This is a genomic window from Streptomyces sp. NPDC107550 (genome assembly GCF_055639095.1).
Genome location: NZ_JBVKBC010000008.1, coordinates 87,889 through 110,178, shown reverse-complemented (window position 1 = coordinate 110,178; position 22,290 = coordinate 87,889). Strand labels below are relative to the sequence as shown.

Annotated in this window: 22 protein-coding genes; 9 read left to right on the top strand and 13 right to left on the bottom strand. The window is 74.3% G+C overall.

Going from position 1 to position 22,290, the window contains the following annotated elements; genetic code table 11:
• Nucleotides 1-21: 21 nt before the first annotated feature.
• Both ACZ7LY_RS14020 and ACZ7LY_RS14015 read right to left on the bottom strand, forming a co-directional pair.
• Entirely contained in the window at nucleotides 22-732 is a 711-nt protein-coding gene (locus tag ACZ7LY_RS14020) for an anti-sigma factor family protein (RefSeq protein ID WP_471624961.1), read from the bottom strand.
• A 5-nt stretch (nucleotides 733-737) separates the two neighbouring features.
• Nucleotides 738-1,322, bottom strand: coding sequence for an RNA polymerase sigma factor (locus tag ACZ7LY_RS14015; RefSeq protein WP_471624812.1), 585 nt, complete (start codon nucleotides 1,320-1,322; stop codon nucleotides 738-740).
• Between the two features lie 193 nt (nucleotides 1,323-1,515).
• Here ACZ7LY_RS14015 and ACZ7LY_RS14010 point away from each other — a divergent pair, with 193 nt between their 5' ends.
• Entirely contained in the window at nucleotides 1,516-2,007 is a 492-nt protein-coding gene (locus tag ACZ7LY_RS14010; RefSeq protein ID WP_471624811.1) for a cupredoxin domain-containing protein, read from the top strand.
• Nucleotides 1,997-2,449, top strand: coding sequence for a hypothetical protein (locus ACZ7LY_RS14005; protein ID WP_471624810.1), 453 nt, complete (start codon nucleotides 1,997-1,999; stop codon nucleotides 2,447-2,449). Before ACZ7LY_RS14010 ends, ACZ7LY_RS14005 begins: the two co-directional genes overlap by 11 nt.
• 58 nt (nucleotides 2,450-2,507) lie before the next feature.
• On the opposite strand, the gene ACZ7LY_RS14000 is transcribed toward ACZ7LY_RS14005, so the two are convergent.
• From ACZ7LY_RS14000 to ACZ7LY_RS13980, 5 genes are all read right to left on the bottom strand, one after another.
• A complete protein-coding gene (locus ACZ7LY_RS14000; protein ID WP_471624809.1) occupies nucleotides 2,508-3,563 on the bottom strand; it encodes a PP2C family protein-serine/threonine phosphatase in 1,056 nt (351 codons plus the stop codon).
• Between the two features lie 122 nt (nucleotides 3,564-3,685).
• Complete coding sequence (gene narI, locus ACZ7LY_RS13995; RefSeq protein ID WP_471624808.1) at nucleotides 3,686-4,402, bottom strand: respiratory nitrate reductase subunit gamma; 717 nt, start codon at nucleotides 4,400-4,402, stop codon at nucleotides 3,686-3,688.
• Nucleotides 4,402-5,055: a nitrate reductase molybdenum cofactor assembly chaperone gene (narJ, locus tag ACZ7LY_RS13990; RefSeq protein WP_471624807.1), complete on the bottom strand. Its 654-nt coding sequence runs from the start codon at nucleotides 5,053-5,055 to the stop codon at nucleotides 4,402-4,404. Before narJ ends, narI begins: the two co-directional genes overlap by 1 nt.
• Nucleotides 5,052-6,581 (bottom strand): nitrate reductase subunit beta, encoded by a 1,530-nt coding sequence (gene narH, locus ACZ7LY_RS13985; protein WP_471624806.1) that lies wholly within the window; start codon nucleotides 6,579-6,581, stop codon nucleotides 5,052-5,054. Before narH ends, narJ begins: the two co-directional genes overlap by 4 nt.
• Before the next feature lies 1 nt (nucleotide 6,582).
• Entirely contained in the window at nucleotides 6,583-10,239 is a 3,657-nt protein-coding gene (locus ACZ7LY_RS13980) for a nitrate reductase subunit alpha (protein ID WP_471624805.1), read from the bottom strand.
• Between the two features lie 272 nt (nucleotides 10,240-10,511).
• On the opposite strand from ACZ7LY_RS13980, the gene ACZ7LY_RS13975 reads away from it, so the two are divergent.
• Complete coding sequence (locus ACZ7LY_RS13975; RefSeq protein ID WP_471624804.1) at nucleotides 10,512-11,258, top strand: YwiC-like family protein; 747 nt, start codon at nucleotides 10,512-10,514, stop codon at nucleotides 11,256-11,258.
• 84 nt (nucleotides 11,259-11,342) lie between these two features.
• Complete coding sequence (locus ACZ7LY_RS13970; RefSeq protein WP_471624803.1) at nucleotides 11,343-12,020, top strand: TIGR00266 family protein; 678 nt, start codon at nucleotides 11,343-11,345, stop codon at nucleotides 12,018-12,020.
• Here ACZ7LY_RS13970 and ACZ7LY_RS13965 read toward each other — a convergent pair.
• Nucleotides 12,007-12,261 (bottom strand): YkvA family protein, encoded by a 255-nt coding sequence (locus ACZ7LY_RS13965; protein WP_471624960.1) that lies wholly within the window; start codon nucleotides 12,259-12,261, stop codon nucleotides 12,007-12,009. The genes ACZ7LY_RS13970 and ACZ7LY_RS13965 overlap by 14 nt on opposite strands.
• 141 nt (nucleotides 12,262-12,402) lie before the next feature.
• On the opposite strand from ACZ7LY_RS13965, the gene ACZ7LY_RS13960 reads away from it, so the two are divergent.
• Nucleotides 12,403-12,606 carry a hypothetical protein gene (locus tag ACZ7LY_RS13960; RefSeq protein ID WP_471624802.1) on the top strand — a complete coding sequence of 68 codons (204 nt, stop codon included), beginning with the start codon at nucleotides 12,403-12,405 and terminating at the stop codon, nucleotides 12,604-12,606.
• A gap of 10 nt (nucleotides 12,607-12,616) precedes the next feature.
• Here ACZ7LY_RS13960 and ACZ7LY_RS13955 read toward each other — a convergent pair whose 3' ends face one another.
• Both ACZ7LY_RS13955 and ACZ7LY_RS13950 read right to left on the bottom strand, forming a co-directional pair.
• Nucleotides 12,617-13,180 carry a DUF5709 domain-containing protein gene (locus ACZ7LY_RS13955; RefSeq protein ID WP_471624801.1) on the bottom strand — a complete coding sequence of 188 codons (564 nt, stop codon included), beginning with the start codon at nucleotides 13,178-13,180 and terminating at the stop codon, nucleotides 12,617-12,619.
• Between the two features lie 52 nt (nucleotides 13,181-13,232).
• Nucleotides 13,233-13,640, bottom strand: coding sequence for a hypothetical protein (locus ACZ7LY_RS13950; RefSeq protein WP_471624800.1), 408 nt, complete (start codon nucleotides 13,638-13,640; stop codon nucleotides 13,233-13,235).
• Nucleotides 13,641-13,874: 234 nt separating this feature from the next.
• Here ACZ7LY_RS13950 and ACZ7LY_RS13945 point away from each other — a divergent pair, with 234 nt between their 5' ends.
• Complete coding sequence (locus ACZ7LY_RS13945; RefSeq protein ID WP_471624799.1) at nucleotides 13,875-14,234, top strand: Ser-Thr-rich GPI-anchored membrane family protein; 360 nt, start codon at nucleotides 13,875-13,877, stop codon at nucleotides 14,232-14,234.
• Here ACZ7LY_RS13945 and ACZ7LY_RS13940 read toward each other — a convergent pair.
• A complete protein-coding gene (locus ACZ7LY_RS13940) occupies nucleotides 14,224-16,995 on the bottom strand; it encodes an FUSC family protein (protein WP_471624798.1) in 2,772 nt (923 codons plus the stop codon). The genes ACZ7LY_RS13945 and ACZ7LY_RS13940 overlap by 11 nt on opposite strands.
• Nucleotides 16,992-17,579, bottom strand: coding sequence for a MarR family winged helix-turn-helix transcriptional regulator (locus tag ACZ7LY_RS13935; RefSeq protein ID WP_471624797.1), 588 nt, complete (start codon nucleotides 17,577-17,579; stop codon nucleotides 16,992-16,994). Before ACZ7LY_RS13935 ends, ACZ7LY_RS13940 begins: the two co-directional genes overlap by 4 nt.
• 129 nt (nucleotides 17,580-17,708) lie before the next feature.
• On the opposite strand from ACZ7LY_RS13935, the gene ACZ7LY_RS13930 reads away from it, so the two are divergent.
• A complete protein-coding gene (locus ACZ7LY_RS13930; protein WP_471624796.1) occupies nucleotides 17,709-18,368 on the top strand; it encodes a DUF6629 family protein in 660 nt (219 codons plus the stop codon).
• Between the two features lie 121 nt (nucleotides 18,369-18,489).
• Nucleotides 18,490-20,034 carry a substrate-binding domain-containing protein gene (locus tag ACZ7LY_RS13925; protein ID WP_471624795.1) on the top strand — a complete coding sequence of 515 codons (1,545 nt, stop codon included), beginning with the start codon at nucleotides 18,490-18,492 and terminating at the stop codon, nucleotides 20,032-20,034.
• 16 nt (nucleotides 20,035-20,050) lie between these two features.
• Here the strand turns inward: ACZ7LY_RS13925 and ACZ7LY_RS13920 are convergent, their stop codons facing one another.
• Nucleotides 20,051-20,599 carry a helix-turn-helix domain-containing protein gene (locus ACZ7LY_RS13920; protein ID WP_471624794.1) on the bottom strand — a complete coding sequence of 183 codons (549 nt, stop codon included), beginning with the start codon at nucleotides 20,597-20,599 and terminating at the stop codon, nucleotides 20,051-20,053.
• A 185-nt stretch (nucleotides 20,600-20,784) separates the two neighbouring features.
• Here ACZ7LY_RS13920 and ACZ7LY_RS13915 point away from each other — a divergent pair, with 185 nt between their 5' ends.
• Nucleotides 20,785-22,134, top strand: coding sequence for a benzoate/H(+) symporter BenE family transporter (locus ACZ7LY_RS13915; protein ID WP_471624793.1), 1,350 nt, complete (start codon nucleotides 20,785-20,787; stop codon nucleotides 22,132-22,134).
• The last annotated feature ends 156 nt before the right edge of the window (nucleotides 22,135-22,290 follow it).

Genomic DNA, 22,290 nt, shown 5'->3' with positions numbered 1-22,290 from the left:
CCGCCCCCGGCCGGCGGGGCGTCAGCCGGCCGGGAGGGCCGCTGTGGCGAGGACGGTGCCGTCCGCGGCGGTGAGGCGGGCGCCGGTCAGGGCGCCGGCGTCGGCGGCGGGGGCCGCCCAGTAGCCGTAGCCGTCCTTGAGGGGGACGGAGCCGGCGCGGGTGGTCGTGCCGTCGGCGTGGACGAGCAGACAGCGCACCGGGCCATGGGCGGCGCGGCCGAGGTCGACGGACATGTAGACCCAGCCGTCGCCCGGGTGGGCGTAGACGCGGCCGACGTCGCGGCCGTGGGCGAGCAGAGGTGCCTCGCGCAGTCCGGTGGTGACGTGCGGGGCGGGCGGCGGGGCGTCGGCCTGGAAGGCGGCGCCGGTGGCGAAGCCGCCGAAGCCGCAGGCCAGGGCCGCGGCGAGGCCCGCCGCGGCGAGGCGCGGGCCGGGCCACCGCCGCGCCCGGGCGGGGGCCGGGGCCGGGGCGGGGGCGCGGGTCCACCAGTGGCGTGGCTCGGGGGCGGGGTTCGCGTCGAGGGCGCGCAGGACGCGGCTCTCGAAGCCGACGGGCGGCTCCGCGTCGGGCAGGAGCGCGAGCAGTCCGTCGCCGACGGCGGTGAGGCTCTCGACGTGGTCGCGGCAGGCCGGGCACGTGTCGAGGTGGGCTAGGGCCTCTGCGCGTTCGTCGGCGGGCAGCACGCCGAGGGCGAGTTCGGCGTCCAGGTCGCGCAGGCGTGCGCAGTCCATGGCGGTCACCGCCTCTCCTGCGCGGCGAGCAGGTCCCGCACCTTGTGGGTGCCGGTCCTGATGCGGGTCTTGGCGGTGCCGAGCGGGATGCCCTCGGCCTGCGCGACCTCGCGGGCGGTCATGCCGTAGATGCCGGCCATGACGAGGGCGCGGCCCTGTTCGGGCGGGAGCTGGGCGACGGCCGTGCGCACGCGCGCGGCGCTGTCGTCGGCGAGGGCCCGCCGCTCGGGCGTCTCGGTGACCAGGCCGTACAGGACGTCGAGCGCGTCGAGGTCGTCGGGGTCGAGGGGCCGGGCGCGGCGGGCGCGGACGGCGTCGACGGCGAGGTTGTGGGCGATGGCGGTGAGCCATGCCCGTACGGAACCGCGCCGGGGGTCGTAGAGCTGTCCGTGGCGCCAGGCCCGCTCGAACGTCTGCTGGGCGACGTCCTCGGCGAGCTGGCGGTCCCCGAGGACGGTCAGGGCGACACCGAAGACGGGGCCCTGGAAGCGGCGCACGAAGGCGACGGCGAGTTCGGCGTCGCCCGTCGTCAGGCCGGTCAGCAGGGCCTCGTCGGGGAGCCGTGTCGGGGTCGGTCCCATGCGCCACATGTCAGGGATACGTTCCGCCGCCGGAAAGGGATTGCGCCACCGGAACCGGAAAGGGATCGCGCTGCCGGAAAAGCTGCGCCCTGCCATTGTCCCCCCGGCGGGGCGCGGGTGCCGCGCAATCCGTTCGGGCGGCCGGGCCGTACCTCTGGCAGGGGGATCGACCGGGAGGGGGATCGACCTGGAGGGCCGAGTCATGACCATCCCGCACATCCGCCGGCGCGTGTTCCTCGGCGCGACCGTCGGCGGTCTGGCAGCGCTGCTCGCCGCCTGCGGAGGCGGCGGCAGCTACGGCGGCGGTTCGAGCGGAGGCGGTGGCGGCACGATGACCGGGGCGCACGCGGCCGGCGGTTCCGGCACCCGGGTGACCGCGGAGCTGACCGACTTCCACATCCAGCTGTCCACGCAGAGCTACCGGCCGGGCGCGTACACGTTCACCGCGGACAACATGGGCCACCATCTGCACGGCCTGGAGATCAAGGGCCCCGGCGGCGACAACCGCAGCAAGGACGTGCAGCCCGGGCAGTCGACGACCCTCACGGTCCGCCTGAAGTCCGGCACCTATCAGGTGTTCTGCCCGGTCGACGGGCACAAGGACCTCGGCATGAAGACGGCCATCACCGTCGGTGGGGCGCCGGCGTCGTCCGGCACCGGCACCGGCCCGACCTCCAACGGCCATGGCTACTGAGGGCGCGGCCGTTCGCCTCGTGCTGCGGCTCGGCGGGGCCGGGCTGACGGCGGCGATGGCCGTGATCCATCTGCGGCTGTGGGCCGAGGGCTACCGCGACCTCGCCACCATCGGCCCGCTGTTCCTCGTCAACGGCGTCGTCGGCGCCCTGCTCGCCGTGGCGCTGCTCCTGACGCCGCTGCGGCTGCTCGCCCCGCTCGCCGCGCTGACCGCCGCCTTCACCGCCGGGACGCTGGGCGCGCTGGTGCTGAGCCTGACCCGGGGCCTGTTCGGGTTCCGCGAGTACATCGGCGCGGAGCTGGTGCGGCCGGCGCTGTACGTGGAGTCGGCGGGGGTGCTGGTCGCGGCGGCGTTGAGCGTGGCCGCGTATCTGGCCGTACGCGGCAGGCCGCGCGCCCGGGCCCGCAGGTTCCACGTCCCCGGCGGGCACCGCGTGGCATGAGGGCGCACCGCCCGCGCCGGCCTCCGCCAGCGGTTGTCTCCGCCAGCGCCGGCTCCCGTCAGCGGTGGCGCAGCAGCAGCATCGCCGCGTCGTCGTGGAGGGGGCCGGCGGCGTGTGCGACGAGGTCGGTGCGCAGGCCCGCGAGGGCGGCTTCGGCGTCGGCGGCCTTGAGGAGGCCCGCGCGCTCGGCGAGGGGGTAGAAGGCGCCGTGGCCGTCGCGGGCCTCGCTGACGCCGTCGGTGTACAGGAGGATCTGGTCGCCGGGGGCGAAGTCGACGGTGTACGGGAGGGGTGCGTCGCCGCCGTGCACGCTCAGGCCGAGCGGCATCGCGTAGTGCGGGGGTGCGGGGAAGTGGGTGGTGCCGTCGGCCCGGACGACGAGGGGCGGCGGGTGGCCGAAGTTGAGGAAGGTGACCTCGCGGCTGCCTGCGGGGACCTCGACGAGCAGGGCGCTGACGAAGCGCTCGCCCTCCAGTTCGCGGTCGACGGCGCGGGCGAGGCGCCGGCCGAGTCCGGCGAGTTCGGGCTCGTCGTGGGCGGCCTCGCGGAACACGCCGAGGACGAGGGCCGCCGTCTCGACGGCTTCCAGCCCCTTGCCCTGGACGTCCCCGATGACGGCGCGGGTGCCGCCGGGCGCGACGACGACCTCGTACAGGTCGCCGCCGATGCGGGCCTGGGCGACGGCGGAGGTGTAGGAGACGGCGACGCGCAGTTCGCCCGCGACGCGGGGCACCGGGCGCAGCAGGACGCGCTGGGCGACCTCGGCGATGTCGCGCACGTCGGCGAGTTCGGCGTCGCGGCGCTCGCGCAGGGCGACGGCGAGGAGTCCGGCGGCGGTGACGCCGGCGACGCTGAGGACGGCGATGTAGACGCGCCGCCTGCCGAGGGTGCCGTCGTAGGCGGCGAGGGCGACACAGAGTCCGGCGGCGACGGCGCCGATGCGAGCGGTACGGCGTTTGGTGCCGACGAGCCCGGCGAAGGCGGGGCCGAGCGACATGAGGAGCAGCAGTCCGAAGCCGGTGGGGGTCACCAGTTCGGCGACCACCACGAGCGCCATCACGCCGTACGGCAGCGCGGACAGGACACGGACCGCAAGTGCCTTCGTCTCGCTCATCGCTCTCCCCCCGCCACAACGGCACACGCCTCGGGTCGGAACTCGTCGGTTCCTGAGCGTATGCGTGCTTTCTGAGCTGTCGATGAGCGGGGGGTGATCTCGTTACAGGATCGCAGCCCTGCTCAGGAGGCGCGTTCCCAGCCGCGCCGGGCGGGGCGGGGCGTGCGGGGGCGGCGCCGGTAGACGACGTAGGGGCGGAAGAGGTAGCGCAGCGGCGCGGTGAACATGTGGATGAGGCGGCAGTACGGGACGAGCGCGATGAGGGCGAGCCCGAACAGGACATGCGCCTTGAACGCGAGGGGAGCCGCCGCCATGAGGGTGTAGTCGGGGCTGAGGGCGAACAGGGAACGGAACCAGAGGGAGACGCCCTCGCGGTAGTTGTAGTCGCCGCCCGCGCCGGTGGAGTTGAGGACGGTGGCGGTCAGGCCGAGCACCATGGCGCCGATGAGCAGCGTGTACATGAGGTGGTCGCTGCGGAGCATGGCGCGGCGGACGGCGGGCACGCGCAGGCGCCGGTACACGAGGACGCCGAGTCCGGCGACGGCGGCGAGGCCCGCGACGGCTCCGGTGGAGACGGCGACGAGGTGGTAGGTGTGGTCGGAGACGCCCACGGCGTCGGTCCAGCTCATGGGGATGAGGAGGCCGACGACATGGCCCAGGACGACGAACAGCATGCCGAAGTGGAACAGCGGCGAGCCGATGCGCAACAGTTTCGACTCGTGGAGCTGGCTGGAGTGGCTGGTGATGCCGAACCGGTCGTGGCGGCCGCGCCAGATCAGTCCGCCGACGAAGAGCACGAGGACGAGGTAGGGGACGACGCCCCACAGCATGAGGTCCATCAGGGGGTGGTCCTTCCGTGGGCGGCGGCGGGGCGGCGGGGCGCGGGCCAGGGCAGGTCGATGCCGGGGCCGAGGGGTTCGAGGGCGGCGAGGCCGACGCTCTCGCGGGGCGGGCCGGAGCGGGCGAGGGCCTTGGCCTCGGCGCGGGTGGCGGGCGAGGGCCCGGGGAGGGTGGCGCAGACGGCGTGCAGGAGCAGCCGGTAGGGGGTGCCGTGCTCGTCCAGGGCGAGGCGCAGCAGTTCGAGTCCGGCGCGGTGTTCCTGGAGGAGGGCGGTGCCGGCGTCCTCGTTCCGGGCGGCGAACTCCAGCATGACGGGGAGGAAGTCGGGCAGTTCGTCGCCGGTGTGGGCGAGGCCGTGGTCGCGGTAGGTCCGCTGGACGCGGACGAGGGACAGGCCCCGGTTGCGGGTGTCGCCGTCGGTCCACCAGGTCAGGTAGAGGCAGCGCCGGTTACGAGTGTCGAAGACCGAGGTGTAGTGGGCGGCGCGGTCCAGCGGGGCACGGTCGTCGAAGTCGGCGAGGAACGCGGCCAGTTCGGGGTGGCCGAGGCCGGTGACGAGGTCGCGGACGAGGGGCAGTTCGGCGTCGAGGGCCGCGTCGGGGTAGGTCAGCAGGCGGCCGGCGGCGAGGCGGACGCGCGCGTCGGGGGTCATGCGGTCCTCCGGGTGGGCGAGAGGTTGAGCAGCACCGGCGGGCGCACCGCGTCCTCGACGCCTGCGACGGGGCAGCCGTCGTCGAGGGGGTGGGTCTCGGCGAGGGCGTCGGCGTCGGCGCGGGCGGCGGTGGGCACGACGTAGCGGTCCTCGTACTTGGCGACGGCGAGCAGGCGGAACATGTCCTCCAGTTCGGTGCCGGTGAGGTGGACGGAGGCGGCGATGTCGGGGTCGGGTTCCTCGCCGAGGTTGCGGGCGCGCATGTGGGAGCGCATGGCGGCCATGCGGCGCAGGACGGCCTCGACGGGCACCCGGTCGCCGGCGGTGAGGAGTTCGGCGAGGTATCCGACGGGGATGCGCAGGGCGTCGATCGCGCCGAAGAGGTTGCCCGCGTCCTCGCCGTCGTGGCCGCTCGCGGCGACCGCCTCGACGACCGGGGACAGCGGTGGCACGTACCAGACCATGGGCATGGTGCGGTACTCGGGGTGCAGCGGCAGCGCGACCTGGTAGGTGCGGATGAGGTCGAAGACCGGGGAGCGGCGGGCGGCGTCGAGCCAGTCGTCGCTGATCCCGGCGGCGCGCGCGGCGGCCTCGACGGCGGGGTCGTCGGGTTCGAGGAAGGCTTCCAACTGGGCCGGGTAGAGGTCGTGTTCGTCCTCGACGGATGCGGCCTCGGTGACCTTGTCGGCGTCGTAGAGCATGACGCCGAGGTAGCGCATGCGGCCGACGCAGGTCTCGGAGCAGACGGTCGGCATGCCGATCTCGACGCGCGGGAAGCAGAAGGTGCACTTCTCGGCCTTGCCGGTGGCGTGGTTGAAGTAGACCTTCTTGTACGGGCAGGAGCTGACGCACATGCGCCAGCCGCGGCAGCGGTCCTGGTCGACGAGGACGATGCCGTCCTCGACGCGCTTGTACATGGCGCCGGAGGGGCACGCGGAGACGCAGGCCGGGTTGAGGCAGTGTTCGCAGATCCGCGGCAGATAGAACATGAAGCTCTGCTCGAACTCGAAGCGGATGCGGGCGCCGACCTCGTCGCGGATCTTCTCCACGAGCGGGTCACGGTGGCCGTGCTCGGGGGCGCCGCCGAGGTTGTCGTCCCAGTTGGGTCCCCACTCGATGGTGTCGAGGGGTTCGCCGGTGGTCTGCGACAGGGGCCGGGCGACGGGCATGTCGTCGCCCGCGGGGGCGTCGGTGAGGTTCTTGTAGTCGTACGTCCACGGCTCGTAGTAGTCGTCGAGCGTGGGCAGGTCGGGGTTGGCGAAGAGGGTGCCGAGCCGCTTGAGGCGGCCGCCCGCGCGCAGCCGCAGCCGGCCCGAGCGGGTGCGTTCCCAGCCGCCGCGCCAGCGGTCCTGGTCCTGCCAGCGGCGCGGGTAGCCCTGCCCGGGCAGCGTCTCGACGTTGTTGAACCAGACGTACTCGGTGCCGCGCCGGTTGGTCCACGCCTGCTTGCAGGTGACGGAGCAGGTGTGGCAGCCGATGCACTTGTCGAGGTTCATCACCATGGCGATCTGGGCCATGACGCGCATGTCAGTACTCCACTTCCTGCGCGCGGCGGCGGATGACGGTGACCTCGTCGCGCTGGTTGCCGGTCGGGCCGAGGTAGTTGAACGCCCAGGTCAACTGGGCGTATCCGCCGATGAGATGGGTCGGCTTGAGCATGATGCGGGTGAGGGAGTTGTGGATGCCGCCGCGCTTGCCGGTGCGTTCGGTGCGGGGGACGCCGACGGTGCGCTCCTGGGCGTGGTTCATGTAGACGGTGCCGGGCGGCATCTTGTGGGAGACGATGGCGCGGGCGGTGATGACGCCGTTGCGGTTGACGGCCTCGATCCACTCGTTGTCCTTGACGCCGATGGCGTCGGCGTCCTGCGGCGACATCCACACGGTCTGTCCGCCCCGGCCGAGCGTCATCATGTACAGGTTGTCCTGGTACTGGGAGTGGATGGCCCACTTGTTGTGCGGGGTGAGGAAGCGGACGGCGACCTCGCGCCCCTCGTCCCCCACGCTGCCGAGCGCGGGCTCCCCGTACAGGCGGCTCATGTCCAGCGGGGGCTTGTAGACGGGCAGGGCCTCGCCGACCTCGTGGAGCCAGTCGTGGTCGAGGAAGAAGTGCTGACGGCCCGTCAGGGTGTGCCAGGGCTTGTGGTGTTCGGTGTTGAGCGTGAAGGCGGTGTAGCGGCGCCCGCCGGACTCGCTGCCGGACCATTCGGGTGAGGTGATGACGGGCACGGGGGCGGCCTGGGTGTCGGCGTAGGTGACACGCTTGCCCTCGTGCTCGGCGGCGAGGTGCGCCATGGGGCGTCCGGTGCGGCGCTCCAGGGTGCGGAAGCCCTGGGTGGCGAGGCGGCCGTTGGAGGTGCCGGACAGGGCGAGGATGGTGTCGCAGGCGCGGCGGGCGGTGTCGAGGCGGGGCCGGCCGTCGGCGACGCCGCCGCGCACGGTGCCGTTCGCGGCCTTGAGCCGGTCGACCTCCTCGCGGACGTCGAAGGTGACGGCCTTGGTGGTGACGCCGAGCTTGTCGACGAGCGGGCCGAGCGCCGCGAACTTGTCGCCGACGGCGCCGTAGTCCCGTTCCACGACGGTGAGTTGATACATGGTCCTGCCGGGCACGGGCTCGCATTCGCCCTTGCCCCAGTCGAGGGCGACGCCGCCGGGCTGGGCCATCTCGCCGCCGGGGGTGTCGTGCTGGAGTGCCGTCGCCACGAGGTCCTTGCGCACGCCGAGGTGGTCGCGGGCCAGGTCGCTGAAGCGGCGGGCGAGACCGAGGAAGGCGTCGTAGTCGGTACGGGCCTGCCAGGGCGGGTCGATCGCCGGGGTGAAGGCGTGCAGGAAGGGGTGCATGTCGGTGGACGACAGGTCGTGCTTCTCGTACCAGGTGGCGGCGGGCAGGACGACGTCGGAGAGCAGGGTCGTGGACGTCATCCGGAAGTCGAGGCTGAGCAGCAGGTCGAGCTTGCCGCGCGGCTCCTCCGGGCGCAGGGCGACGTCCCTGGGGGTGGCGCGGGGCCCGTCGTCGGGCAGGTTGGAGTGGGTGCCGAGGAGGTGCTTGAGGAAGTACTCGTTGCCCTTGGAGCTGGAGCCGAGCAGGTTGGCCCGCCAGACGGTCATCACGCGCGGCCAGTTGACGGGCGCGTCGGGGTCCTCGGCGGCGAGCTTCAGCGTGCCGGCCTTCAGCTCCTCGACGGCGCCCGCGACCGGGTCGGCGCCCGCGCCGAGGTCGAGGGGGTTGCGGTCGAAGGTGGGGTAGGACGGCATCCAGCCCATCCGGGCGGAGGCGGCGAGGCAGTCGGCGCCGGTCATGCCGGTGAAGCGGCCGGTGCCGAGCGGCGAGGCGAGGGCTTCGGCGGGCAGCGTGTCGTAGCGCCACTGCCCGGTGTGGGTGTAGAACCAGCCGGCGCCGATCATCTGGCGGGGCGGGCGGGACCAGTCGGAGGCGGCGGCGAGGGTGGCCCAGCCGGTGACGGGCCGGCACTTCTCCTGGCCGACGTAGTGGCCCCAGCCGCCGCCGTTGCGGCCCTGGCAGCCGGTGAGGGTGAGCAGGGCGAGGAAGGAGCGGTAGATGGTCTCGGAGTGGAACCAGTGGTTGGTGCCGGCGCCCATGAGGATCATGCAGCGCCCCTCGGAGCGCTCGGCGGTGTCGGCGAACTCGCGGGCCACCCGCACCGCCTGGGCGGCGGGCACCGAGGTCAGGGTCTCCTGCCAGCCGGGCGTGCCGGGGGTGCTCGCGTCCTCGTAGGAGGCGGGCCAGGTGCCGGGCAGGCCGGGGCGGGCGACGGCGTACTGGGCGAGCATCAGGTCGAAGACGGTGGTGACGAGCTTGCCGCCGATCCGCCGCACGGGCACGCCGCGCCGCACGGTGTCCGAGGACGCCTCCTCGAAGCGCGGCAGCAGCACCTCGACGCTCTCGCCGCCTTCTTGATGGAGCGTCAGGCGGGGGCGGAGGTCACCGAGGTCGAGGTTCCAGTCGCCCTCGTCGCCGCTGCCCCAGCGGTGGCCGAGGGTGCCGCCCGGCACGGCGGGCGCGCCGGTGGCGTCGTCGAACAGGACGGGCTTCCACTCGGCGTGCTCGACGTCCTGGCCGAGGTCGGCGGCGCGCAGGAACTTGGCGGGGACGTACGCCCCGTCGTGCTCCTCCAGGGTGATCAGGAACGGCAGGTCGGTGTACTGCTTGACGTACCCGTCGAAGAACGGCGTCTCGCGGTCGACGAAGAACTCCTTCAGGATGACGTGCCCCATGGCGAGGGCCAGCGCGCCGTCCGTGCCGGGGTGGGGGTGCATCCACTCGTCGGCGAACTTCGTGTTGTCGGCGTAGTCCGGGCTGACGGCGACGACCTTCTGGCCCCGGTAGCGGGCCTCGGTCATCCAGTGGGCGTCGGGGGTGCGGGTGACGGGGACGTTGGAGCCCCACATCATCAGGTAGGCCGCGTCCCACCAGTCGCCGGACTCGGGCACGTCGGTCTGGTCGCCGAAGACCTGCGGGGAGGCGACGGGCAGGTCCGCGTACCAGTCGTAGAACGACAGCATCGGCGCGCCGATGAGCGAGTGGAAGCGGGCGCCCGCCGCGTGCGAGGCCATCGACATGGCGGGGATCGGGGAGAACCCGGCGACGCGGTCGGGGCCGTGCTCCTTGATGGTGTGCACATGCGCGGCGGCGACGATCTCCAGCGCCTCGTCCCAGCTCGCGCGCACCAGCCCGCCCTTGCCGCGCGCCTGCTGGTAGCGGCGGCGGCGCTCGGGGTCGGCCTGGATGTCGGCCCACGCGAGCACCGGGTCCTTCAGGCGGGCCTTGGCCTCGCGGTACATCTCCAGCAGCGCGCCGCGCACATGGGGGTGGCGGACCCGGGTCGGCGAGTACGTGTACCAGGAGAAGGAGGCGCCCCGGGGGCAGCCGCGCGGCTCGTACTCGGGGCGGTCGGGGCCGACGCTCGGGTAGTCGGTGGCCTGCGTCTCCCAGGTGATGATGCCGTCCTTGACGTACACCTTCCAGCGGCACGAGCCGGTGCAGTTGACGCCGTGGGTGGAGTGCACGACCTTGTCGTGGCTCCAGCGGTCCCGGTAGAACGACTCGGCCTCGGAGGACTCCGTACGTGTGACCGTGCGCAGGTCGTCGGAGACGTCGGCGCGGGTGAGGAAGCGTCCGGCGCGGATCAGGAGGTCGGCTGGGTCACTGCCCTGCTGGTTCGACAACGGGACTCCTTGGGGCGAAGGCGGGCGCACACGCCTCCACCGGCTCGAAACGATCACGTCCGGTCGAGCCTATGGCGGCGCCCCGCCCCCGCCCTTCGCCATTGGACCCGCCCCTGCGGGCCGAAAGGTCCGCACGACCGGCCCGCGCGCGGGACCGACTGCCCCCGGAAGACGGGACGTTCGGCCCCCTGGTCGTGGGACCGGGGACGCGTGTAGGGCTCCGGCCCGGTGGCAGGCTGGGGTGGACGCATCCGGCGGGTGAAGGGACGGGCATGGTGTCGCGCGCGGTACGGGTCTGGGTGCCCCGGCAGCACGGGGCGTGGGCGATGCTCGTCGTACCGCTCGTCGCGGGCGCGGCCCTCGGCACGCCGACGCCCTGGCAGGCGCTGCTGCTGGTGGCCTGGCTGCTCGCGTACGTCGCCTCCTACCACGCCCAGCAGTGGCTGCGGCTGCGCCGGATCTCCCGCAATCCGCGGGCGGCGGCCCGTCATGTGCCGCCGCTGCGCTGGACGTTGGCCGCGACGGTGGTCGCCGGGGTGCCGCTGCTCGTCCACGCGCCGTGGCTGCTGCTCGCGGCCTGCTGCGCGGCGCCGTTCCTCGCGGTGAACCTCTGGTACGCGTCCCGCAACCGTGAACGCGCCCTGGTCAACGGGCTGGTCGCCGTCGTGCCCGCGTGCGGCATGCTGCCGGTGGCGGTGCTGCTCGGCGGCGGCACGCTCGGCGGTGCGTGGCGGCCCGCGCTCGTGTGCCTGCTCTACTTCGCCGGGACGGTCCTGTACGTGAAGACGATGATCCGCGAGCGGGACAGCGCGCCCCACCGGTGGGCGTCCTGGGTCTGGCACGCGGCTGCCGTGCCGGCGGGCGCGCTGCTGCTGTCGTGGTGGGCGGCGCTGTTCTTCGCGGTGTGCCTGGTGCGGGCGGTCGTGATGCCGCTGCGCGGGCGGGTGCGGGTGGCGGTGGTGGGCGCGGTGGAGGTCGTGCTGTCGCTGCTGCTGCTCGGGGTGCTTCTCGCGGCGTGATCGGTGGCCGCGTCAGCCTAAAGTCGCCGCGCCCGCTCCTTTCGGCCGACGCGCCCTCGGGCCGGGCCTCCCTAGGCTGACGGCATGGACATCGACGTACGGCATGCTTCCTCGTTCGCGGTGGCCCGGGTGCGCCTGGGCCCTCAGGAGACGGTGCGCGCGGAGTCGGGCGCCATGATGGCGCACTCCGCCGGCCTCTCCGTGGAGGCGACCTCGGACGGCGGGCTGTTCAAGGGGCTCAAGCGCAGTGTGCTCGGCGGGGAGTCGCTGTTCGTCACGCGGTTCACGGCGGGCGCGGCGGGCGGCTGGGTGGATCTGGCGGCGCAGTTGCCCGGTGACGTGCGGGCCGTCGAGGTGGACGGCGGCCTCAACCTGGCGCGCGGGGCGTGGCTGTGCTCGTCCGACGGCGTGGACCTGGACACGAAGTGGGGCGGCCTGAAGAACCTGGCGGGCGGCGAGGGCGGCTTCCTGGTGCGCGCCGAGGGCCGGGGCCAGGTGGTCGCCGCCTGCTACGGCGCGCTCGACGTGGTGGAGCTGGGGCCCGGCGAGTCGTTCGTGCTGGACTCGGGGCACCTCGTGGCGTTCGAGGACGGGCCCGCCTACACGACGCGGAAGGTGACGCGCGGGCTGATGCAGACACTGAAGTCGGGTGAGGGCCTGGTGTTCGAGTTCACCGGGCCCGGCCGGGTGTGGACGCAGAGCCGCAACCCGGGCGCGCTCGTCACCTGGCTCACCGCCAAGCTGCCCTTCAGTCGCGGCTGACGGGCCGCGCCTCCGGCTCTACACCCTCGCGGCGGGCCACGGCGTGCAGGGCGCGCAGTGCGACCAGCAGAACGCCTATGTCGTCGAGGTATATGGGGTCGGGCAGCAGGTCGACGGGCGAGATCGTGTAGACGACGGCCGCCCAGAACAGGGCCTTGTGGCCCAGCGGGATGCCGGCGTCCATGAGCAGCTTGCGGGCCTTGAAAACCCGTACGAGCAGGACGGCGGCCGTGACCAGCATGGCGAGGGCCGCCAGGGCGCCGAGCACCAGCCAGGTGCGTTCGTTCACGCGGGTCCTCCCCCGGATCGCCACCGGCGCGGCCCCCGCGGCGCCGCTCCCGGGTGCGCGAGCGCGGGGCACGGGCGACGATGGGAGCCGGCTTTGGAGGTCGGGCGACACGAGGAGGTCGACGCCGTGCTCGTGATGGTGGCCATGGTGTTGATGGTGCTGGGTGTGGTGTGCATAGCGGTGACGGCCCGCGGGATGGCGACGGACCATGTGGCGCTGGGCGCGCCGGTCCTCGCGCTGCTCGCGGGGTTCGCGGCGGTGGCGCTGCTGTTGACGGCGATGGCGTCGGGGCAGTGACCCCCGGCGCTCACCTGGTGATGTCCTCGATGTCGGCGGCGTCGAGGGCCGCGTAGCCGAGCCGGTCCTCGGCGGCGTCCGCGACGTCGTCGTCGATGACGTGCACGGCGGCCTCCTCGGCCGACGCCGCTCCCCCGGCCAGGCCGTTCTCCTCGGCCAGCATGTCCTTCTCGGCGTCCTCGTGGGCGCCCTCGTCGGGTGCCACGAGCCGCCCGGAGCGCCGGCCACCGACCTCGGCGTCGAGCACTTCGCCCTCGCCCTCGGGAAGGTCGCCGAGGCCGTCGTCGCCGTCGCCCGACTCCAGGACCTCGTACTCCTCGATCACCGGGTCGGGGCGTTCCTCGGACAGTCTCTCGTCGAGGCTCTCCCCGTGGCGGCGCTCCGCCACCGTGTTCCCGCTGTGTTCGACGCCGAGCGGGCGCTCGGGGGGCGACCAGCCCTCGTCGTACGGGTCGACCCCGCGGTCGTCGAGTGTGTCCTCCGGGTCGAGGATGCCCTCGTCCTCCCGGCCGTCGGGGTCCGAGGGCTGGTACACGTCGTCGCCCATGCCCGTGTCGTCGTCGCGCTCGGTCATCCTCAATCACCTGCCTTGTCTGTCACACCTCACGTATCCAGCCTGCGCCACCTCACGCCCGGTCGCCGTACGAAATCAGATGGGGCACGACGACGATCTGCACGTCGTCCTCGTAGACGACCCGCCCGGGGTCGGTGGAGACGACCTTGCGGCAGGGCACGCCGTGCTCCTCCAGGATCGCCAGATATCCCTCGACGCGCTCCAGCAGGTGGACGGCGGTGGGCTTGAACCAGGCGGCGGCGCCGGGGTGGACGGCCGGGTCGTAGACGCTCGGGTCGACGGTCGAGGGGTCGGTGTAGGCGGCGTCGTACCAGGCGTTGCTCGCGCGCCGGAACGACTCCTGCTCCGCGCTGAGCCTGCCGGCCCTGCCGAGCCGGTTGACCAGGCCGAACACGCCGGTGTGATGGCCGTGCTCGTCGGGCTCGGGGGCCTGGAAGCGTACGTACGGGCTCGAAGTCATCGGCCGATCCTCGCAGGCGGGGGCCGGGTCCTGTGCCAGGGGGGGTGGCGCGCGGGCGCGCGCGAGGATGCGCCTCCGGCGGGCGGCTGTCCTGTCGAGCCCTCCGGTTCGGGGACAGAGGCGTCCCCCATGGGGTGGGGACGGCCGCCCGGCCCTTTGCCGATCTTGGGGAGCGGGGAGGGCTCAGACGTACGTGTCCGTAGAGGCAACCCCCGATCGGAACGAGGTCGTCGCATGCGCCGCACCGGATTCCTGTCCCTGACCGTCGCTCCCCTGCTGTTCCTCACCACGCCGTCCGCCGCCGCCGATCCGGGGCTCACGGTGACCGCCCCGGCCGCCGGTTCGGTGCATCCGGCGGGCTCCAGCGTCTTCGTGAACTGGCGCAACGGCACGGGCCGGCAGCTCGACATGTGGCTCGTGCGGGGCGGCACGGCGCGGGTCGCGCAGCTCGCCGCGAAGCTGACGGCGGCGCCGTCCGGGGAGACGACGACCGTGCTCCCGCCGGTCCCGGAGGGCGGCGGGTACGCGATCGAGCTGGCGAGCCGCGACGGGTCGGCGCACGCGTTCAGCGCGCGTTTTTCGGTCAGTTCCTAGCCCGCGCCTCCGGGTGCCCGTCCCCGAGGGCGATGTCGTGGCGTACGTGCTGGTCGGCGTCCGCGACGGTGACGAGTTCGGCGCGGGGGGTGTGCCGGGTCGCGGAGACGATCAGCGTGTGGGCGCCGGCGGGCAGCCCGGTCAGGGCGTAGTGCCCGTCGTGGACCGGTGACGTGGCGAGGCGGCGGCCTCCGGCGCTGATCAGCGTCGTCCAGGCGGGACAGCCGTCCCCATGCTCGGCGCAGCGCACGGCGCCTTCGATACGGGCCCTGCCGCGTCCGGCGGTGGGCATCGGCGCCGGGGCGGTGGCGGGGGCCGGTGCGGCGGCCTGTTCGCGTGTCTCAGGCACCGGAGCGACCGGCGCCGGGCGGCGGGGTTCGTTCCAGGCGGCGACGACGGCGTGGGCGCGGCGCTGCATGGGGGTGGCGGGCGGCGTCTCGGGGCGGGGGCCGTCGGCGACGCGCAGGCCGGCCTGTTCGGCGTAGGCGGCGAGCGTCTCGTCGAGCGCGGCCAGCTCCCGCAGCGCGGCACGCAGCCGGCGGGCGCGCGGCCCGGCCTGCGCGGGCGGCAGATCCGTCTCCAGCGCGCGTACGAGGGGGCCGATCCGCTGCCAGCCGGCGTCGCCGTCAGCTTCGCCGCCGGCGAGGGCGCGGTCGAGGGCCCGCAGAGACGCGGTGAGGCGGGCGGTGAGCGCGTGGGCGCGGGCGGCGGGGCCGGGCGCGAGGTCGATGTCGATGTCGGCGGCGGAGGCGAGGGTGCGGGCGTGGCCGGTGGCGGTGGTCAGCAGCGCCACGCGGTGGTCGGCGGCGGGGCCGCGTACGCCGAGCGGCATCCGCACCAGGGGGCGGGCGACGCTGCGGACCTGGAGGAGAGCCGCGTCGACGGCGCGGGCGGCGCCGCGCAGCCGTACGGGGGCGTCGGGGGTGCTCCAGCGCTGTTCGACCTGCTGGACGACCTGGGCGAGGGCTTCGACGTAGCCGCGTTCGGCCTCCTGGACGACGGTGCGGCGGGAGAGGGGGAAGATCAGCGCGGCGCAGGCGGTGGCGACGAGGACGCCGAGCCCGTTGTCGAGGAGCCGTTCGCCGAGCAAGTGGTCCATGGCGCTGTCGGGCGTGCTCAGGGCGTAGAGCTGGATGAGTGCGACGACGAGGCCGGTGACCCAGCAGGCGTAGGCGCGCTGCATGCCCCAGGCGCCGAAGGTGAGGCCGAGAACGATCACGGCGAGGGTGGCGTACGGGTGGCCGCGGCCGGTGAGGTGCAGGACGAGCAGGCCGAGGACGGCGCCGAGCGCGGTGCCGACCATGCGGTGGCCGAACTTGCGCAGCCGCTCGTGGGTGGTGTTGGTGCCGAACAGGGTGATCATGACGCCGACCAGGCCCCAGTAGAAGCGGCGGGGGTCGATGGCGTCGGTGAGCGGGCAGACGATCGCGGCGGCGACGGCGGCGTGCGCGGGGACGCGGACGTAGGGGACGGCGCGCCGCCAGCCGCGTTCGGTGGTGGCGGCGAGGACGCGGCGGGCGGGGCCCGCGGAGCCGGGCAGCCGGTTGTTCTCCAGGGCGACGCTCTGCTGGAAGGGGACGCCCGCGGCGGCTCCCGAGGCGGAGCTGCGGCCCAGGCTGAGCCAGGCGCGCAGCGACTCGGCGAGTGAGTCGAGCAGGTGGCCGACGCGGCGGGCGAGGACGGCGGCCTCGACGTGCCCGGTGGGAGCGGCGGGGTCGGCGAGCACCGCCTCGGCGCGGGCCTGGACGCGGGCGGCGGCCGGGCGCAGCGACTCGGCGCGGCCGACGGGCGTGTCGCGGGCGAGGACCATGGCGACGACGAGGGCTTCGCGCAGGGGCTCGGGGACGGGCAGCCGGGTCAGTTCGACGGCGGCCTGGCCGATGCCGCGCAGGGCGAGTTCGGCGTCGAAGAGGTGGCGGTGCAGGAGTTCCGCGGCGGCCGGGTCGGCGGCGACCTCGGGCTGGGCGAGGCGGCCGTCGATGGTGACGGTGGTGATGTTGAGGCGGCGTAGCCCTCGCTGGACGCGGCGGGCGGCGCGGGCGGGCTCCAGGTCGGTGCCGAGGGCGCGGGCGGCCGCGTCGGCGATCCGGCGGGCCTCGACGACGAACGCGCGCTGGGTGCGCAGCAGGTCCTCGCGCGGGGTGGGCCGGCACAGCAGGAGCCGGGTGGCGAGGACGGCGGCGGCGGAGACGAGGGCGATGGCGAACGCCTTGCCGACGAGGGCCGCGGGCAGCCCGGCGAGCATGCCGACCATCAGGCCGTTGAACAGCATCATGCCGGTGACCAGGGCGAACGGCCCGAACCTGGCGAGCAGGAACGTGACGGCGAGCGCGGCGATCATCAGGGCCATCTGCGGCACGCGGTGCCCTTGCAGGCGCGCGCACAGCCAGAGCACGGCGGAGTACGGGAAGGGCATCCACAGGATGGCGCGGGCCAGCCGGTCCCAGGTGTTCTCGGCGACGGCGAACGCGCTCATCAGGCCCATCATCCCGGCGATCATCATGCCGGTGACGGCGGGCACGGCGAGGGCGTGGGCGGCGGAGTGGCCGACGGCGAGGGAGGTGACCATGGCGACGAAGGTGCGCCAGCCGGCCTGGAGCTGGCCGAGCCCGGGGTCGGCGGCGAGCACCCAGTCCCACCCTCTGCGGGGTCCGGAGACCCGGTGCGGCGCGAGGTCGGTCCCCGGGGCGGCCGAAGGCGTGACGGTCGTGGGCGTGGTGGGCGTGGTGGGCGTGTCGTGCAGGGTGCCCGGGGTGCTCAAGTGGCCTCCGCTTCCGTTTCGGTTTCCGGGGTGACCGGCGCGCGGACGCTCGTCGCGTCCCTGGCCGGGGCGTCAGTCGCCGGGGCGTCCGCGGCGTGTATCGCCGTCGCCGGGGCGTCCGTCGTGTGCATCGCGTGGACGAGGGTGGCCAGGGCGTCCCGCGCCTCGCGCACGGCGCGTTCGGGGTCCTCGCTCGCTCCGTCCAGGGCGGCGAGCAGGGCGGCGGCCATCCGGCGGCGCCCCTGGTCGAGTACGTCACGGCCGGCCGGGGTGAGCGTGCTGCGCACCGCGCGCCGGTCGTCGTCGCAGCGCCGGCGCTCCACGAGCCCGGCGTCCTCCAGGCGGGCGAGGACGACGGTGACGCGGGGCTGCGCCATGCCGGTGCGGGCGGCCAGCTCGGTCACCCGGCCGGGTGCCGCCTCCAGCGCGTCGAGCAGGGCGACCTGACTGCGGGTGAGCCCGCCGAACTCGCCGGCGCGGAACAGGGCGCGGGTCAGGGTCCCGATCCCCCGAAGCAGCCCCCGCGCGGACACCTCGATCCGTCCGGCGGCATCGGTGTCGTCGACCTCCGGGGATAGATGCATATCGAAAGTATATAGCTGCCCGCTACACGTACATCGCGCGGGTCCGCCCGTACGAACCCCGCGGCCGCCGACCCCTCTCCCCCGGGCTTCCGGGCGGCGACCCCGCCCGTACGGCCGTAGCGTGGGCGCATGTGCTGGAGCGCGACGGCGGATCTCGCGGCGGGGAGCGCCGTGAGCGCGGTCGGCGTCGGCTGTGTGGTGCGGGCGGCGCGCACCCGGCCCCGGGCCCTCCCCCTCGCGGCGCTTCCGCTGCTGCTCGGGGCGCATCAGCTCATCGAGGCGGCCGTGTGGCACGCGGGCGGCGGCAGCGGGCCCGCGACCCTCGCGTGGGCGGTGATCGCGCTGCCGCTGCTCCCGCTGTGGGTGCCGTTCGCCGTGCTGTGCGCGGTGCCCCGGCGGTGGCCGCTGCTGCTCGCGCCCTGCGCGGTCGGCTCGGTGGTGGCCGGGGTGCTCGCGTGGGTGCTGGCGACGCGGCCCGTGACGGCCGAGGTGCGCGGCCACACGATGGGGTACGCGGTCGGCCTGCCGCACGCGGGCCCGCTGCTCGCGGGGTATCTGTTCGCCACTGTGGGGGCGCTGCTGCTCTCCGGTGAGCGCGGTCTCGTCGTGCTGGGCGGCGCGGCGGCGGCCGGGGCGGCGGTGTGCGCGGCGCTGTGGCGCTGGGAGTTCGTGTCGACGTGGTGCGCGTGGGCCGCGCTGTGTTCCGTCGTCCTGTACGGGTGGCTGCGGCGCGCGCCCGCCAGGCGTCGCGGTCGGCCCGGACCTCCAGTTCGACCGCGTCCGGGGTGAGCGGGGGGCGTACGGCACCGGCGGGCCGAGGCGCGCGGCGGGTGGTGAACTCCCGTGGAACAGTGGGCGAAGGGACGCTCAGGGCGGCGCGCGGCGGGCGGCAGGTTCGTACGTTGACGCCATGGGCTGGCTCGACATCACCTTCGCCGCCGCGGGCCTGCTGCTCGGCGCCGTCTCCGTCGTCGTCCCGTTCGTGGCGGACGGGCGGGCGCGGCGCAGCAGGCGCATCGGTTTCCGTACGCAGATGGACATCGCCATAGGGCACAGCGGGCAGGCGGGCGCGGCCGCCGGGGCCGCGGGGCTCGGCCTGTTCAACGACCTGCCCGCGATGCGGGACGCCACGCTGGTGCTGCTGCGCGTCGAGAACGACGGCTCGCGGCACATCGAGGAGTCCGACTACATCGACCCGTCGGCGCAGTACGGGCTGACCGCCGAGTTCCCGGGCCGCCGGATCGAGGCGCGGGATGTGACGCTGCCCGACGAACACGCCAATCTGGCAGGCTACTTCGAGGATCAGCCGGGCCTGCTGGTGGCGGGACCCAGCACCCTGCGCATCCCGCGCGTGCCGCTGAAGCCGGGCGCGTACTACAAGATCCTGGTGTTGCTGACGGGGGGCCACGAGGGCGATCCGGTGGTCGTGACGGGCGATCTCAAGGACGGTTCGCTGCACGAGAACCACAGTCTGACGCCGGACGAGAAGCCACCCGTGTTCAGCCGGCACGCGCGCTGGACGACGGTGGCGCTCGGGCTCGCGCTGATCGTGGCGACGGCGCTGCCGCTCGCGCTGCCGCCGCCGTTGCCCGAGGACTGCGCGACGGGCTCGCTGCGGCTGACGGGCTCGACGGCGTTCGAGCCGGTGCTCAGCGAACTGGCGCGGTCCTATCGCGCGCACTGCCAGGGCGAGCCGCACATCACGGTCGCGGCACGCGGCAGCCGTACGGGGGTGCGCGAACTGGCGCTGTCCGGCGGCGAGTCGGCGCACGCGCCCGCGGTGATCGCGTTCTCCGACGGTCCGCGTCCGGCGAGTTACACGCGGCTGAGCGGGACGCGGGTCGCGGTGTCGCTGTTCACGCTGGTCGTGCACGACGACGTACGCCTCACCGATCTGTCCGTGGCGCAGGTGCGGCGGCTGTACCGGGGTGAGATCCGGAACTGGTCGCAACTCGGCGGCCCCCGGCTGCCGGTGGTCCTGGTGAGCCGCACGTCGGGTTCCGGCACCCGCTCGTCGCTGTCGGCGCGGGTGCTCGGGGGCGCGGACGAGCCGCCGACGTCCTCCGACGACTGCGTGGAGCGTACGGTGCGTTCGGCGCCGGTGCTCCGCTGCGAACTGGACTCCACGGAACAGGTGTTGGACGCGGTGGCCCGGACGCCGGGCGCGGTCGGCTACAGCGACCTGCGCGCCGCGTCCGCCCCGCAGGCGCCGCGCGGGCTGCACCGGCTGACGCTCGGCGGGCACGTCCCCGACCCGGACCGGCTGGCGTCGGGCGGCTATCCGTACCGGGAGATCGAGTACGCGTACACGTACGGCAGGCCGCCCGCCGACACGCTGGCCGCCAGTTTCCTCGCGTACGCGGTCGACGGCACCGGCAAGGCGGTGGTCGCCACGCACGGCCATCTGCCGTGCGGGACGCCGGTCGGGCTGCGGGTGTGCGGCGCGGGCGACTGACCGGCGGCGCCGGGCGCTAGGGGTGCTGGGGGCGCTTCGGGTAGCGGACGAAGAGGACGCCCTGCACCTCACCCTCGGGGGCGGCGTACAGGTGCGGGGCGTCGGCGCGCCAGTGGGCGTGCCCGCCGGGGCCCACGGACTGCGGGGCGTCCGGGACCCCGACGCGGGCGGTGCCGGAGAGCACCATGAGGCTCTCGGTGGTGTACGGGACGTGCGCGGCGGACTCCTGGACGGCGCCGGCGGCGATGGAGATCCGGAACACGTCGGTGGCGGCGTCGGCGTCCTCGTACCGTTCCAGCAGGACGGCGGTGACGGCGCTGCCCGAGACGCCGCCCGCGCCCTCGGTGACGCCGGGCGGCGGGTCGTCGAGGACGGCGCTGAGCGGGCTGCCGAGCGCGGTGGTCAGCGCGTACAGGGTCTCCAGGGTCGGGTTGCGCAGGCCGCCCTCCAGCTCGGAGAGGGTGCCTTTGCCGACGCCCGACCGGCGGGACAGCTCGGACAGCGACAGCCCCTCGCGCCGGCGCAACTCCTTCAGCCGGCGGCCCACTTCGTCGTTCAGGCCCATCGCCCGGCTCCTGTCGTGTCGCTGCGCGGCGGGTGCGGCGCCCCGGTCGGTCGGCGGGTCGCGGCCGGTTGACGGCTCGCGGCCCGGGTCCCTAGTGTTCCATAAACAGAACGTTCTGTTTATGGAACGACTGTGCCTGGAACACCCGTACGCGGGACCCCCTGCCCCCGGAAGCGACGCCCCTGATGCCCAGCCAGCAAGCACCGCCATCGTCCCCGTTCGCCCGGCTGCGGGGGCTCGCGCCACCGTCGGCCGTCACGGCGGGGCTCGTCGCGGTGACGGTGGGCGTCACGAGTTCGGCGGCGCTGGTCTTCACGGCGGCGCGGGCGGCGGGCGCGGACGCCCGCGAGGTCTCGTCGTGGATGCTCGCGCTCGGCATCGGGCTCGCGGTGACGTCTGCGGGCCTGTCGCTGCGGTTCCGGGCGCCGGTCGTGACGGCCTGGTCGACGCCGGGCGCGGCGCTGCTGGCGACGAGCCTGAGCGGCGTGCCCATGGCGAAGGCGATCGGGGCGTTCGTGTTCAGCGGGGTGCTGATCCTGCTGAGCGGGGTGACCGGCTGGTTCGCGCGGATCATGGACCGGGTCCCGGTGCCGCTGGCGGCGGCGCTGCTCGCGGGGGTCCTGTTCCAGTTCGGGACGGGCCTGTTCGCGCAGATCCACGCCAGTTTCGCCATCGCCTTCCCCGTCTTCGCGCTGTACCTGCCGGCGCGGCGGTTCCTCCCGCGCTACGCGGTCCTCGTGGCCCTGGCCGGCGGGGTCGTGGCGTCGGTGGTGGCGGGCGGCTGGCATCTGGAACGGGTGCGGTTCTCGCTCGCTCAACCCGTCTTCACCGCCCCGGAGTTCGACTGGAAGGTGCTCATCAGCGTCGGCGTCCCGCTGTTCGTGGTGACGATGGCCTCGCAGAACCTGCCCGGCGTCGCGGTCCTGCGCACCTCGGGGTACGACGTGCCGGTGTCGCCGCTGATGACGTGGACGGGGGCCGTGCAGGCGGTGCTCGCGCCGTTCGGGGCGTTCGGCATCAACCTCGCGGCGATCACGGCGGCGATCTGTACGGGCGAGGAGGCGCACCCCGACCGTGAGCGGCGCTATCTGGCGGCCGTGTGGGCGGGCGCGGTCTACCTCTGCGTGGGCCTGCTCGGGGCGACGGTCGCCACGCTGTTGACGGCGATGCCGCACGCCCTCGTCCTCGCGGTCGCCGGGGTGGGGCTGCTCGCCACGATCGAGGCGTCCCTCGCTTCTGCCCTGTCGGACCCGCGGGCGCGGGAGGCGGCGGTCGTGACGTTCCTCGCCACGGCGTCGGGCGTCACGCTGCTCGGCATCGGTTCGGCGTTCTGGGGGCTTGTGGCGGGCGCCCTGACCAGCGCGGTGACCTCCGTACGGCGCCGCCCTTCCACTCCCGCCGGCCCGTCGCCGGTGCCGTCACCGGTCCCCGAGCGCGCTACTCCGGGCGGACCAGCGGCGAGCCTCCCAGCTGCTTCTGCCTCAAACCCGGCGGGGCTTTCAGCGCCGGTCAATTCAAGCCCCTCCGGCGATTGAGGAGCGGGGTCCGGGGCGGAGCCCCGGGCTTCGTCGCCGGGTGCGGGCTTCGTTGAGGCTGGTCGCGCAGTTCCCCGCGCCCCTTATGGGGCTGACCTCAGCGCATCCTCCCAGCCTGATGTGGCTTCAACGCCGCCAATTCAAGCCTCTCCGGCG